The sequence below is a fragment of the Nonomuraea sp. 3N208 genome (assembly GCF_052245935.1).
Lineage (GTDB): Bacteria > Actinomycetota > Actinomycetes > Streptosporangiales > Streptosporangiaceae > Nonomuraea.
The window spans coordinates 162,806-175,495 of the sequence record NZ_JBQQBR010000003.1 but is presented as its reverse complement, the minus strand read 5'-3'; the positions used below and the strand labels follow the sequence as shown (position 1 = coordinate 175,495).

Below are 12,690 nucleotides of genomic sequence, written 5' to 3'. Positions count from 1 at the left end.
ATGACTGCAGAAGCCGAAAGTGATCAAGAGGTTGAAATATCGTTACTTTGTGCTAAATGATCCCCCGAGCTGGTCGACGGAGATTGGCATCATCATCGGCAGTGTCCGCCCAGGACGTAACGGTGTGAACGTCGCCCGCTGGGTGCACGACCTGGCCGTCACGCGCGTCGGCTACGGCGTGCGGGCGACCGAGCACCTGCCGCTCAGGTCCGCGGCCTGAAGTGCTGGAGCACCTCGGGGTTGGCCATGGCGTCGGGATTGGCGGCCTCCTCCACCGGCGTGCCGAGCAGGATCTTGCGTACCGGCACCTCCAGCTTCTTCCCCGACAGGGTGCGGGGGATGCCGGGGACCACGCGGATCTCGTTCGGCACGTGCCGGGGTGACAGCTCCTCGCGCAGGGCCGCGCAGAGCTCGCGTTCCAGCGACTCGGTGAGCTCGGCGCCCTCGGCGAGCGTCACGTACAGGAGCAGCCGCCCTTCCTGCCCGAGCTGGCCCGTGTCGATCACGAGGCTGTCGGCGATCGCCTCGAACCGCTCGACGACGCGGTAGAACTCGCTGGTGCCCATCCGGACCCCGCCCCGGTTGAGGGTCGAGTCGGAGCGGCCGTAGATCACGCAGCTGCCGTCCTCATTGATCTTGATCCAGTCGCCGTGCCGCCACACGCCCGGATAGACGTCGAAGTAGCTCTCGGCGTACCGCTCGCCGCCGGGGTCGTTCCAGAACATCACCGGCATCGACGGCATCGGCTGCGTCAGCACCAGCTCGCCCACCTCGCCGACCACCGGCTTGCCCGTGGGATCGTACGACTCCACCTTCGCGCCCAGCGACCGGCACGGGATGATCCCCGCCCTGATCGGATGCAACATGGTCGCCCCTACGAACCCGGTGCACACGTCCGTGCCGCCGGAGAACGACCCGATCGGGACCCCGGGCAGCTCGGCCGCCACCCACGCGAACCCCTCGGGCGGCAGCGGGGACCCGGTCGAGCCGACGCCACGCAGCCGCTCCAGCCCGGACGGCCGCACGGCGGCCTTCAACGAGGCCATGATGTACGGCGCTCCAACCCCGAAGTACGTCACGCCCTCCGAGCCGGCGATCCGCCACAGCGCGGCCGGCGACGGATGGGTGGCCGAGCCGTCGTACATCACGGGCGTCGCCCCCACCAGCAGGGCGCCGATGAGGTAGTTCCACATCATCCAGCCCGTGGTGGTGTACCAGAAGAACACATCGCCCTCGCCCAGGTCCTGGTGGAAGGCGAGCGACTTGAGGTGCTCCAGCACGACCCCGCCGTGGCCGTGCACGATCGGCTTGGGCAACCCGGTCGTACCGCTGGAGTAGAGGATCCACAGGGGATGGTCGAACGGCACCCGCTCGAACTCCAGCGGCCCCTCCTCGGCCCGCAGCCCCTCCCAGCCGATCACCTCGCCGTGCGGCATCTCCTGGGTGTGCGCCGGGGTGGGCTCGGCCTGCTGTGGCGCGCGGCCCTCGTCGGCCGCCGCCAGGTAAGGGATCCACACGGTGGCACGCAGCGAGGGCAACTCGGCGGCGATCTCGTTGACCGCGGCCGAGCGGTCGTAGCTCTTGCCGTTGTAGTGGTAGCCGTCGACCGCGATCAGCACCTTCGGCTCGATCTGCTTGAACCGGTCGACGATGCTCGGCACCCCGAAGTCGGGCGAGCCGGCCGACCAGATCGCGCCCAGCGACGCGGTGGCGAGGAAGGCGATCAGGGCCTGAGGGATGTTCGGCAGGTAACCGGCCACCCGGTCGCCCCGCATCACGCCGAGCCGGACCAGCCCGGCACGCACGCGGGCGACCTCAACGCGCAGCTCGGCGCAGCTCAGCTCCTGGCGGGCGCCGTCCTCGGAGACGAAGACCAGAGCCGTGCCCTCGGTACGGCGCAGCGCGTTCTCCGCGTAATTGAGCGAGCTCCCGGCGAACCACTGAGCCCCGGGCATCGTCCCGGACAACACCGGCCCGTGGCCGCGCTCCCCGATCACGTCGAAGTAGTCCCAGATCGACGTCCAGAACTCCTCGGGGTGATCGACCGACCACCGCCACGCGTCCTCGTAGGACTCCTCCCGCCGCCCCAGCCACTCCAGATAGCGGGTCAGCCGGGCCCTTCCGACCACCTCTTCGCTCGGCTCCCAGAGAAGCTCGCCCTCAGCAACCATGTGCCCCATCCTGTCGCCCGATAAGTGGAGTGACCTACCTGTACCCTCCACATAACTGACTATCTCCGTAGGTGGTCCACCGCCATACGCGCGGCCGTGCCGATGACGGCGTCGGCACGCGGCTGGTTGAGCGCGGTGCTGAAGGAGCGGGTGAAGACCGCCACCGCGTAGCGCCTGCCGTCCGGATATTCGACGACGCCCGACTCGGTGCGCAGCGTCGGCAAGGTGCCGGTCTTGCCGCTGACCGCGACGTCGTCGTACGGGAAGCCGGAGGCCAGCCGGTGCGGCCACACCTGCATGTTGAGGACGGTACGCATCCAGGCGCAGGACTCGACGGAGGCCGCCTCGTCGCGCCAGATCAGTCCGAACAGCCGGGCCATCTCGCGCGGAGTGCTGCGGTTCGCCCGCGCCGGGTCGAGCGCGCTCAGCCCGGCCACCTCGTCAGGATCCACATACGGCCATCCGTGGCCGGTGTCCCTGCGCATGCTCTCGTTGAGCTCCCAGCTGCTCTGTGACACCCGGGTCGAGCCCAGCCCGTGGCGCGCCAGCATCGCGTTGACCGCGTCCATCCCGACCCGCTTGAGCAACATGTCGGCCGAGCTGTTGTCGCTCACCGCGATCATCAGGTACGCCAGGTCGCGCAGCGAGATCGTCACGTCGTCGAGCATCGCCGAGATCCCCGTCGGCCCCGTCACCCGGTCGCCGGCCGTCACGGTCACCCTGCTCGTGGGGTCGAGCAGCCCGGCGTCGGCCTGCCGGCAGAACTCGACCAGCAGCGGCACCTTGAACATCGACGCCGTGGGCAACTGCTCGTCGGCCCCGTGCCCGACGTCACGCCCGGAGTCGATGTCGGCCGCGTACAGCCAGCCGGTGACGCCCGCCATGCGGAACAGCGTCTCGAAGTCAGGTCCGCTCATGCCAGCATCCCCGGCCTGCGGCTGATCCGCCGCGCCGGCACGGCGCCTTCGTCCGTCATCCCGGCGCTCTCCTTCAACGTCCGTACGGCCACGGCCGAGAAATCGTCCACCGCAGCCGTCGCCACCCGCCAGGCCGTGGAGACCCGGCACGCGATCGGCGAGCCTAGCAGCGGCCGCCACAGCAGCCCCGGAACCTCGACCTTCGGCCCGAACGCCACCGCCGCGCCCGCCAGCACCAGCCCGAGCCCCGCGCCCTCGTGCACCTGCGGGGGGACGTAGCCGTGGCGGCGGCACTCCGACAACGTCTCGGCGTGCATGCCGGGCTCGCCGTCCTTGGGCGGCATCAGCAGCTCACGTCCGGCCAGATCGGCCAGGTGCACCTCGCCGATACCGGTCAGCGGGTCCCCGTCGGCCAGCAGCACGCCCTGGACCTGGACGAGCGGCTCGCCGAACCGCAGTCCCGGCGCCGTCACCGGATGCCGGACGAGCCCGACGTCGATCGCACCCTCGGCCAGCGCGGTCACCTGGTCGGCGGTCCAGATCTCGGCGGGCACGAGGCGTACCTCGGGATGGCTCTCGCGGAAGTCCGCCACCAGGGCGGCGATCACGGCGGCGGCCAGGTCGGGCGGGACGCCGACCTTGAGCACTGTGTTCTCGCCGTGTCTGGCCAGCTCGTGCAGGCGGTCCACCCTGGCCACGATCTCGCGGGCCTCGCCGAGCAGCAGCCTGCCGGCTTCGGTGAGGCGTACCTGGCGGGCCGAGCGGTCGAACAGGCGGGTGCCGAGCTCCTCTTCCAGGCGTTTGATGCGCTGGCTGAGCGGCGGCTGGGCCATGCCGAGCCGGATCGCGGCGTTGCCGAAGTGCAGTTCCTCCGCCACCGCGATGAAGTAGCGAAGATGGCGGACAAGGTCCATGACCAGCAACTATATCTGGATTTATATCGACGAGGCGGCTATATCAATATTGGACACTCTTGCTGCACCTCTGGTGTTCTCTGGGGCATGGCACCACAAACGGGGACAATACGACGGCGGCGGTCGCGCAGGTGGCCGTGGATCACGGCGGGGCTCCTGGTCCCGGCCGTCGCGGCGGGAGGCGTGATCTGGGCGCTGCGCACGCAGGGCTCGCCGGAGGAGACCGCCGACAGCTACCTGGCGGCCTGGACCGCGCAGGACTACGCGGTGATGCGGGCGCTCGTCGCCGACCCGCCCGCCGACTTCGAGGCCCGGCACAGGCGCTTCCGTACCGACCTCAAGGTCACGCAGGCCGACTTCCGCCGCCCTCGCTCCGCCTCCACCGAGAACGTGGTGACCTTCCAAGCCAAGCTCATCGGCGGACACGACTGGGCCTACACAGGGCGCATCGAGCTCGTCGAACGCGACCGCACCTGGAAGGTCGCCTGGACCCCCGCCACTATGCACCCCCTCCTCGAGCAGGGCCGCTCGCTGCGCGTCGTGGCCGAGAAGGGCGAGCCGCTGCAGGTCCTGGCGGCCGACGGCACCCCGGTCAACACCCCGGACGCGCCCGGCTCGGTGCAGCAACTCGTCGAAGGCGTCAAGCAGACCTACCCCGACCGCTTCAAGGCTTCCGGTCGCTCCAGAATCGACCTTTACCAGGGGAACGAGCCCGTCAGGACCGTCGTCGAGGCGGACCGGAACCGGCCGCTCAAGACCACGCTCGACCTGGGGATCCACCGCGCCGGAGCCGAGGCGTTGGACGGCGTGCGCGAGCCGGCCTCGCTGGTGGCGCTGCGTGCGTCGACGGGGGAGATCCTGGCCGTGGTCAACAAGCCGGGCGGGTTCAACCGGGCGTTGCTCGGCAAGTATCCGCCGGGGTCGACGTTCAAGGTCGTCACTGCCGCCGCGCTGGTCGCGGGCGGGGTCTCGCCGGGGGAGCAGGTCACGTGCCCGGCCGAGCAGAACATCGGCGGCTTCCCCTTCCACAACGCCGGCTTCAAGGACTACGGGACGTTGACGTTCCAGGAGGCGTTCGCGCATTCGTGCAACACGACGTTCGGTGAGATGACCGTGACCTCGCTGAACGACGGGCGGCTGGCAGAGGTGGCCAAGAGCTTCGGCTTCGGGACGGCGATCATGCCAGGGGTGCCCGCCGTACGCGCCGAGTTCCCCGACCCCAAGGACGACACCGACCTGGCCTCCGCCTCCATCGGGCAGGGCCGGGTGCTGGCGAGCCCGCTGAACATGGCCTCGGTGGCCGCCGCCATCGCCTCCGGCGCCTGGATCCCGCCCCGCCTCGTCACCGAGGAACCGACCGGCCAGGACTCCCGGCCCCGGCCCTTGGAGCCCGGCGTGGTGTCCGCCCTGCGTAAGCTCATGCCCGCCGTCGTCACGGACGGCACCGCGCACGCCGTACGCTTCCCGTCGGGCGCGGCCGGCAAGACCGGCACCGCGGAGTACGGCTCCGGCAAGGAACCACCGGCCCATTCGTGGTTCATCGGCTACCAGGGCGACCTGGCGTTCGCGATGATCGTCGAAGGCGCCGGCGCCGGCTCCGCCGTCGCAGCCCCGGTCGCGGCCCGCTTCCTCAACGCCCTACCCTGACCCCGGTTTGCTGGTCACGTCCCTCCCGGCCTGCTGATCACGTCCCTCCGACCCCGTTCGGCCCGCCCGTGTGACCGCGCGGAGGCCACCTGGTAGGCCCGCGGGACGGTAAGCCGGCGGTCGCTGATCCCTGTCCGGGCTGGGCCAAGGGTGTGGGGCAGGCAGGTCACCCGGCGTTGCGCCGGTGGTCAGCCGGCTTTGCGGCCGGCTGGGGAAGTGAGGCCGGCGACCGCGGCCACCACCTCCGAGGCGTTGGACAGGTCGGGCAGGACCAGGTCGGCACCGGCCTCGCGGAGCTCGGTGGACATCGAGCGCCCCGAGGCGACGCCGATCACCGCGGCCCCGCCGATCTTGGCGGCCTGCACGTCCCGCGTGGAGTCCCCGATCATCACGGTGTTGGCCGCCGTGAAAGGGGTCCCCAGCCGCTGCTTGGCCCGCCCTTGGGCGACCTGCAGCAGCGTCGCCTTCGGATAGGGCTCCTCGCCGTACCCTCCGAGCTCGAAGTCGATGTACTTGTCGAGCCCGAACGCCGTCAGCTTGTGCACGGCATTGCTCTTGATCGTCCCCGTCAGCACGGTCTGCACCACGCCGTCCAGCCGGGACACCGACTTCAACGCGTCCCTCGCCCCCGGCATCATCCGCCCCTCCTTGGCCAGCCGCCCGCGCCGGTCGGCGAAGGCCGCGGCGAGCGCCGACAGGAACCGGGGCAGATGATCGTCTTCGGCCAGGATCCCGTTGACGGCGAGGGTCTCGAACACGATCTCGGAGTCCGGGCGGCCCATCGGAGGTACGAGCTTGACCAGCGGCCGGCCGGTCACGGCGCGGAACGCCTCAGCGTAGGCGTCTCTGGACACGATGGCGACGTCGACCAGGGTCAGGTCGACGTTCCACAGCACAAGGCGATTGATGGCGGCCTCCTGAGGGGGACACTGCAAAGAGTACGGGCGGCGCCCCGCCGAAGTTCGCCATCTGGACGATTTCGGTCGCGGGTTATGCGTAATCGAGAGCGTCGGCCAAGGTGTCGACCACCGGCAGCCCGGTGCTCTCCAGCTCCGCCCGCGTCGTCATGCCGCCGGTGTAGAGCACGGCCTTGGCCCCCACGTGCTTGGCTGCGAGCCCGTCGTCCACGCTGTCGCCGATCACCAGGATCTCGCCCGGGTCCACGCCTATGGCACCTATGTGCAGGGTCATGTGCGCGGCCTTCTCGCCACCCGTGGTGCCGAGCAGCCCGTCGATCCTGGTGAAGTGCCTGTTGATGCCGAACGATTCGACCTTGGGCACGAGATGCGCGTGCGGCGCCATCGAGCAGAGCGACTGGGTGCCGGTCCAGCCGGTCAGCACGAGCTCGGCGTCGGCGGCCAGCCCGCAGGCGACGCTCAACCGGTAGTAATGCTCGTGGAACCCGTCGTCGAGCAGCTCCCACTCGCCCTCGGCGAGCGGGCGGCCCAGCAGGCGCTCGTAGGCGACCCAGATGGGTCGCGTGTAGACGGCTCGGAAGCCGTCGGCGGTCAGCGCGGGCAGCGCGTACGGTTTGAAGACTTCGTTGGTGGCCCCGACCACGGCGTCGATGTCGTGGAAAAGCGTGCCGTTCCAATCCCAGATAATGTGCTTCGTCATTTCGCGTCCAGCCTAGTGGGTGGCTGTGACATTCCAGTGAACGGCGAGGGGCCGCGACCGGTCGTAGAGCATGTCATGATCTCAGCAGGTCCGGGATCTCTTGCGTCGCGTACCACATGAGCTCGTGGGCCTCCGCCCCGTCCACCGTGAACCGGGCGTCGTCGTCGCCCTCGTCGGCGGCGGGCAACGCCGCGATCGCTGCCTCGATGTCGGGCGTCGCGCCGGGGTCGTCGATGTGCACCGAGGCCACCTTGGCCACCGGAACCGGCTCGGAGAGCCGCACCCGCGCGCGTTCCTCGAGATCGACGCCCGCGGAGACCGCGCGATCCGGCACCTCGGCCGCGACCACCACCCGGCGGGGCGCGGCCGCGACGCCGTCGGCGCGGTCGGCGGCCAGCATCCGCAGCGAGGCGCGGGCCGCCTCGGTCAGTGCGACGTATTCGAGCTCTTCGGTGTCACCCGAGGCGTACCACTCGGTCAGCGCGGGGGTCACCGCGTAGCCGGTCAGCGGGGCTGGGCCCAGCTCTCCGACTTTGACGGCCGTGGCCAGGGCCGGGAGGGTGCACGGCAGATAGACGCGCATCAGGAACCTTTCGTGCTTTCTGGCCGAGCTCCGCTCGGCGCGCCGAGACGGGGGTCCTCGCTTCGCCGCGGATCCGTCTCAGGCTTTGAGGTCACTATGATGCCCGCCGCAACGTGAGGCGGAGGAGAGTCTCGAGTTCCGTGATGGTCGTGTCCGTGTCGCGGTGGTGGATCCCGGTCATGCCGAGCGTGCGGGCGGCCACGATGTTGGCCTCGATGTCGTCGATGAACACGCACTCCTCGCCCGCCAGCCCGACCTGGTCGAGCGCGTAGTGGAAGATGCGCGGCTCGGGCTTGCGCATGCCGATCTCGCCGGAGATCACCACTGCGTCGAAGAGCCCGTCCCAGTCGTCGCGGGGATATTCGTTGGACCAGGAGTTGGACACCAGGCACGTCTTGACGCCGTGCTCGCGTACGTCGCGCAGCATGTCGTACATCGCCTCCACCCGCTCGAACCCCGCGAACATGCGGGCGAGCAGCCCTTCGGCCACCGGCGGCACTCCGTCCACGGTCAGCAGCCGGGCGGCGAGATCGCGCTCGAAGGAGGGCCCGTCGAGCTCGCCCCGTTCGAGCGCGTGGATGGTGCTGTGCCCGTCGCCGTTGTAGGCGTGGTCGACCATCTCGCGCATCACGTGGCGGTAGTGCTCGCCGTCGATCCGGTCCGCTTCGATCCATTTGGCGATGGCGTCGGAGAGGCTGGTCGTGAGCACCCCACCCCAGTCGATCAGCACACCCGTGACCACAGACACCTCCTGGCTCGAATCTCGTTCTAGGGTAAGACCTCCGCGGGATCGGCTGGCCCGGCGACATGCCCCTCGACGCCGATGGCGGTCGCCTGGCGGGTCGGCCCGCTCGCGACCCATTTTCCGAAATGACGCATTTAGCGGGATTCATTAGATCGACGAGCTTTTGCTTGGCAAAACCTCTATTGGAGATGGATTCTCGGCGATCCGGGTACCCGTCGATATATGAGCATAAAAGTACGGGGAATCGCCGCTCTGGTTCTCGGCTGCGGCCTGCCTTTCTTGGTGAGCACGCCCGCCGCGGCGGACACGGAGACCGGGACGGTGGTCCTGGAGCCCGGCGATCGCGGCGAGAGCGTCACGCTGCTGCAGCAGCGGTTGCACAACCGCGGCTATTACTACGGCAAGATCAACGGCGTCTACGACGAGCAGACGTTGTTCGCGGTCTGGGCCCTGCAGAAGACCGGCCGGCTGAAGCCGAACGGCGCGGTCGGCCCGGAGGTCTGGAAGGCGCTGGAGGGGCCGAGCCACAACCGCCCCATGGTGCCCAACGGGGGTGCGAACAGGGTCGAGATCGACCTGCGCGACCAGTTGCTCACCGTCTACCGCCACGACCGGCCGGTCCTGATCTCGCACATCTCCTCCGGCGCCGAGGTGCCGTACTGCCTCAACGGGCACTGCGGGAACGCGGTCACCCCGGTCGGGGACTTCCGCGTCACGCGGCGGGCGCCCGGCTGGACGACCGGGCGGCTGGGCGCGATGTTCAATTCGCTCTACTTCGTCGGCGGCGTCGCGATGCACGGCGCGACGCGGGTGCCGCTGTGGCCCGCCTCGCACGGCTGCGTACGCCTGCCGATAGCCGTCTCCCAGCGCCTGTACGAGATCGTCGGGGTCGGCGACCGCGTGTACGTGCGCGGCAAGATCTAAAAGCCTTGAGGGAGCCGGAAGAGCCTGCCGGGGTCGTAGGTGGCCTTCACCTCGGCCAGCCGCGCCGCATTCGGCCCGTAATACGCGGTACGCCAATTTTTCAGATCAGGGTCGGTGTAATTCACGTACGCATTAATCCCGAAATATTTGGACATGTCGTCGTGTAGTGTGCGCAGCCACGACCGATCCATTCCGTCCTGGTAATACTGAACGCTGAAAAGCGCTGCCCGATGCGGGAACGCCGTGGCCGTCGGATCCACCCGGCGGATCGCGCCTCCCATGGCGTCCATCAGCACCATGTGCCGCCCGCCGCGAGCCACCCCGTTCACCAGCGCCCGGATCCCGTCCTCGGGCAGACTTCGGTACGCCATGTGCGACTTGGCGGAGAACGTCGTCCGCGGGATCCTCCGGCACTCGGCCACCGACCGCGACGAGCAGCCGCCCATGATCTTCATGGCCTCCATATGGGAGACCGTCCGCGCCGAGCGCGACGAGGGCCGGCCGATCTGCCTCACGAGCTGGGCCAGCAGCCGGTCGAGCGAGGACTTGCGGCCGAGGTACGTGCCGGCGAGCTCCACGTCCAGGCCGCTCCCCGACCGCGCCAGGTGCAGCGACGACCACAGCTCGTCGGGCGCCGACGGGGCCCACGACTGCCACGCGCGCACCGCCGCCCGCGCCCTGGACCAGGGCCAGTGCAGGAAGAACACGGTCGCGTCGCCTGTCTCGAAAGTCCGGAACGTAAAGGACACGGCCACGCCGAAGTTGCCGCCGCCACCGCCCCTGCAGGCCCAGAACAGCCCGGGATTGCGGGTGGCGTCACAGTCCAGGACCCGGCCGTCCGCCGTGACGACCCGTACCGACTCCAGGACGTCGCAGGTGAGGCCGTGCTTGCGAGACACGACCCCGAGCCCGCCGCCCAGCGTGAGTCCGCTGATCCCCACCGTGGGGCAGGTGCCCGCGGGCACGCTCACGCCGTGCCGGGAGAGGCGGTCGTAGACGTCGATCAGCTTGGCGCCCGCGCCGATCGTGGCCCGGCCGTTCGCGTAGGCGACCGAGCGCATCCTGGACAGGTCGATCACCAGCCCGGTGCCGGTGGACCAGCCCGCGTACGAGTGGCCGCCGGAGCGGGCGGTGACGGGCACGCGGTTGGCCCGCGCGAACGCCAGGCACGCCGCCACGTCGGCCGCGTTCTCGGCGTACACGACCCCGCCCGGCCTGATCCGGTCGTAGGCCGGGTTGTACAGGCGGCGGGCGGCGGCGTATCCCGCATCGCCCGGCAGCACGAGCGTCCCCGCCAGCCGCCGGCGCAACCGCGCCCAGTCGGGCGGCGGCGCGGCCAGCATCACCAGCGGGGCCAGCGCGGCGGCACGCAGGAAACCACGCCGGTCCACGGGCGTCTCCCGGCATGGCACATCCCAGCGGTCCATCAGCGCCTCCCTCGTCATCGACGTCAATCGACTGGTGAGACGCCCGGATGGTCCACCGGGTTCGGCACGACCCTTGCGTTACCCAGAGTTCATCCGGCCGTCCCTCGGGCTCTCACGCTCGGAGCGGCGCCTACCCGCGTCAGCCTTGGCACACTCGAACCTGCTTTCATCATGCCGTCCTTGACCAGCCGCAACGGCGACCCGCTCGTCTTCGGTCCCGGTCCGCCGTGCCCGTCCCCGCTGCTAGAGGACAGCCGCAGGGCCAGCGCCGGGCACATCTCGACCGCCCGCCGCGCCTCCTTGGCCATCCACCCGGGGACGCCCCTGAACGACGGGAACCCGTAGTCGTCCAGGTCCACGAACTCGGGCAGCAGGTGCGCGCACAGCCCGTGTCCCTGGCAGCGGGACCAGTCCACCTCCAGGCGGTAGGAGATCTCTTCCTCGCGCTCGGGCATCGGCAGCACGCCGCGCACCGGCCGTCCGCACGAGCCGTGCTCCATGTGGATCGCGATCTCGCTCTCGAACGAGTCCAGCGCCGACAACACGAACTTCGCCGTGCCGTCCGGGTGGAAGCACGCGCCGCGCCGCTCGACCAGGCGTACGGACCGCCGGATCGCGTCCACGGACCCCTTGCCCTCGACGAGATCGCACATGAGCCTGGCCACGTCCGGCAGGCCGAGGCGGCACGGGCCGCACTGACCCGCCGACTCGGCGGCCAGGTAGGAGGCGACCCTGGCGGCCTCGCCCAGTGAGCACGTGGACTCGCCGAGCGGGACGATGATCCCGGCCCCCAGGGTGGCCCCGGCCGCCTTCATGCCCTCACGCGAGATCACGGCCGTCTGGACGGCCTCGGCCGACAACCACGCGCCGTGGTAGCCGCCTATGAGCACGCCGTCGCCGATGTCGGCCTCGCACAGGTCGAGCACGTCGGCCAGCATGGTGCCGGTCGGCGTCTCGATGACCGCCCCGTGGGCCGCGCCGCCGCTGACGGTGAGCAGGATCGTGCCGGGCTCCTTGCTGGTGCCGATCTCGGCGTACTTCTGCGGCCCGTACTCGGCGAGCAGCGCGAGCTGCGCGTACGTCTCCGTGTTGGACAGCAGCGTCGGCAGCCCGTCCACGCCGCTCTGCGCGGCCCGCCGCTTGCGGCCGGGCGGGATGCCGTTCTCGCCGTTCACGGCATTGACGAGCGCGCCGCCCTCCCCGGAGATGAACCGTTCCTTGATGCCCACCACGCGGATCGGCACCCGGCTCTCGGCGCCCCCGGACACGTTCGCGGCCCGGCGCTCGGCCACGGCGGCGGCGACGGACGCCTCGGCGACCTCGCCCCCGGCCGTGGCGAGCACCACCTCGCGGGCGCCCAGCGCCTCGGCGGCCAGCACCGCGCCGTCGAGGACCAGGTGGGGGTTGCGGGTGAGCAGCATGGCGTCCTTGGAGCTGGCCGGCTCACCCTCGGCTCCGTTGATGAGGACGACGCACTCACCGCCCGAGCCCACCGCGTCGGCGACGGCCCGCAGCTTGCGCGCGAACGGGAAGGCGGCGCCGCCTCGCCCGCGCATGTCCACATCGTTGGCGTACGACATGAGCTCGTCCAGCGTGCGTGGCTCCACGACGCCGTGGAGCGTGCGGTGGGCGGGCAGGTCGAGGCGGCGACAGTGGTCGAGCCCGGCGGTCAGCCGGGCCGGACCCATGCGTAACACCCGTGGCACTCGAGCCGGAATCACGGTCGCTCCTTCGCGATGACGTCG

General features: G+C 70.2%; 12 protein-coding genes. 3 read left to right on the top strand and 9 right to left on the bottom strand.

Annotated features, from left to right (window positions below; genetic code table 11):
• Window positions 1–49: 49 nt before the first annotated feature.
• Complete coding sequence (locus ACTWPT_RS05315) at window positions 50–220, top strand: hypothetical protein (RefSeq protein WP_443176101.1); 171 nt, start codon at window positions 50–52, stop codon at window positions 218–220.
• Here ACTWPT_RS05315 and ACTWPT_RS05310 read toward each other — a convergent pair.
• Genes ACTWPT_RS05310 through ACTWPT_RS05300 form a run of 3 tightly spaced genes read right to left on the bottom strand, consistent with a single transcriptional unit; the run spans window position 204 to window position 4,002 of the window.
• Entirely contained in the window at window positions 204–2,171 is a 1,968-nt protein-coding gene (locus ACTWPT_RS05310; RefSeq protein ID WP_443176100.1) for an acetoacetate--CoA ligase, read from the bottom strand. The genes ACTWPT_RS05315 and ACTWPT_RS05310 overlap by 17 nt on opposite strands.
• Window positions 2,172–2,230: 59 nt before the next feature.
• Window positions 2,231–3,088, bottom strand: coding sequence for a serine hydrolase (locus tag ACTWPT_RS05305; protein ID WP_443176099.1), 858 nt, complete (start codon window positions 3,086–3,088; stop codon window positions 2,231–2,233).
• Window positions 3,085–4,002, bottom strand: coding sequence for a LysR family transcriptional regulator (locus ACTWPT_RS05300; RefSeq protein ID WP_443176098.1), 918 nt, complete (start codon window positions 4,000–4,002; stop codon window positions 3,085–3,087). The genes ACTWPT_RS05305 and ACTWPT_RS05300 overlap by 4 nt, the downstream gene beginning before the upstream one ends.
• Window positions 4,003–4,089: 87 nt before the next feature.
• Here ACTWPT_RS05300 and ACTWPT_RS05295 point away from each other — a divergent pair, with 87 nt between their 5' ends.
• Window positions 4,090–5,649: a penicillin-binding transpeptidase domain-containing protein gene (locus ACTWPT_RS05295; protein WP_443176097.1), complete on the top strand. Its 1,560-nt coding sequence runs from the start codon at window positions 4,090–4,092 to the stop codon at window positions 5,647–5,649.
• 188 nt (window positions 5,650–5,837) lie between these two features.
• On the opposite strand, the gene ACTWPT_RS05290 is transcribed toward ACTWPT_RS05295, so the two are convergent.
• The 4 genes from ACTWPT_RS05290 to ACTWPT_RS05275 form a co-directional block, all read right to left on the bottom strand.
• Complete coding sequence (locus tag ACTWPT_RS05290; RefSeq protein WP_443176096.1) at window positions 5,838–6,545, bottom strand: HAD family hydrolase; 708 nt, start codon at window positions 6,543–6,545, stop codon at window positions 5,838–5,840.
• Window positions 6,546–6,639: 94 nt separating this feature from the next.
• Window positions 6,640–7,266, bottom strand: coding sequence for an HAD family hydrolase (locus tag ACTWPT_RS05285; protein ID WP_443176095.1), 627 nt, complete (start codon window positions 7,264–7,266; stop codon window positions 6,640–6,642).
• Between the two features lie 73 nt (window positions 7,267–7,339).
• A complete protein-coding gene (locus ACTWPT_RS05280; protein ID WP_443176094.1) occupies window positions 7,340–7,849 on the bottom strand; it encodes a DUF6912 family protein in 510 nt (169 codons plus the stop codon).
• 94 nt (window positions 7,850–7,943) lie between these two features.
• Window positions 7,944–8,591: an HAD family hydrolase gene (locus ACTWPT_RS05275; RefSeq protein WP_443176093.1), complete on the bottom strand. Its 648-nt coding sequence runs from the start codon at window positions 8,589–8,591 to the stop codon at window positions 7,944–7,946.
• Between the two features lie 225 nt (window positions 8,592–8,816).
• Here ACTWPT_RS05275 and ACTWPT_RS05270 point away from each other — a divergent pair, with 225 nt between their 5' ends.
• Window positions 8,817–9,518: a L,D-transpeptidase family protein gene (locus ACTWPT_RS05270; RefSeq protein WP_443176092.1), complete on the top strand. Its 702-nt coding sequence runs from the start codon at window positions 8,817–8,819 to the stop codon at window positions 9,516–9,518.
• Here ACTWPT_RS05270 and ACTWPT_RS05265 read toward each other — a convergent pair.
• Complete coding sequence (locus tag ACTWPT_RS05265; RefSeq protein ID WP_443176091.1) at window positions 9,515–10,945, bottom strand: FAD-binding oxidoreductase; 1,431 nt, start codon at window positions 10,943–10,945, stop codon at window positions 9,515–9,517. The two genes, ACTWPT_RS05270 and ACTWPT_RS05265, sit on opposite strands and share 4 nt — an antisense overlap.
• An 89-nt stretch (window positions 10,946–11,034) precedes the next feature.
• On the bottom strand, window positions 11,035–12,666 hold the full coding sequence (locus ACTWPT_RS05260; RefSeq protein WP_443176090.1) for an NADH-ubiquinone oxidoreductase-F iron-sulfur binding region domain-containing protein: 1,632 nt from the start codon (window positions 12,664–12,666) through the stop codon (window positions 11,035–11,037).
• Window positions 12,667–12,690 lie beyond the last annotated feature (24 nt).

What these genes read in the sequence shown, in the direction of transcription:
- ACTWPT_RS05310 (WP_443176100.1), bottom strand. Translation starts at nt 2,171, where the DNA reads ATGGTTGCTGAGGGCGAGCTTCTCTGGGAGCCGAGCGAAGAGGTGGTC.
- ACTWPT_RS05305 (WP_443176099.1), bottom strand. Translation starts at nt 3,088, where the DNA reads ATGAGCGGACCTGACTTCGAGACGCTGTTCCGCATGGCGGGCGTCACC.
- ACTWPT_RS05300 (WP_443176098.1), bottom strand. Translation starts at nt 4,002, where the DNA reads ATGGACCTTGTCCGCCATCTTCGCTACTTCATCGCGGTGGCGGAGGAA.
- ACTWPT_RS05295 (WP_443176097.1), top strand. Translation starts at nt 4,090, where the DNA reads ATGGCACCACAAACGGGGACAATACGACGGCGGCGGTCGCGCAGGTGG.
- ACTWPT_RS05285 (WP_443176095.1), bottom strand. Translation starts at nt 7,266, where the DNA reads ATGACGAAGCACATTATCTGGGATTGGAACGGCACGCTTTTCCACGAC.
- ACTWPT_RS05280 (WP_443176094.1), bottom strand. Translation starts at nt 7,849, where the DNA reads ATGCGCGTCTATCTGCCGTGCACCCTCCCGGCCCTGGCCACGGCCGTC.
- ACTWPT_RS05270 (WP_443176092.1), top strand. Translation starts at nt 8,817, where the DNA reads ATGAGCATAAAAGTACGGGGAATCGCCGCTCTGGTTCTCGGCTGCGGC.
- ACTWPT_RS05265 (WP_443176091.1), bottom strand. Translation starts at nt 10,945, where the DNA reads ATGGACCGCTGGGATGTGCCATGCCGGGAGACGCCCGTGGACCGGCGT.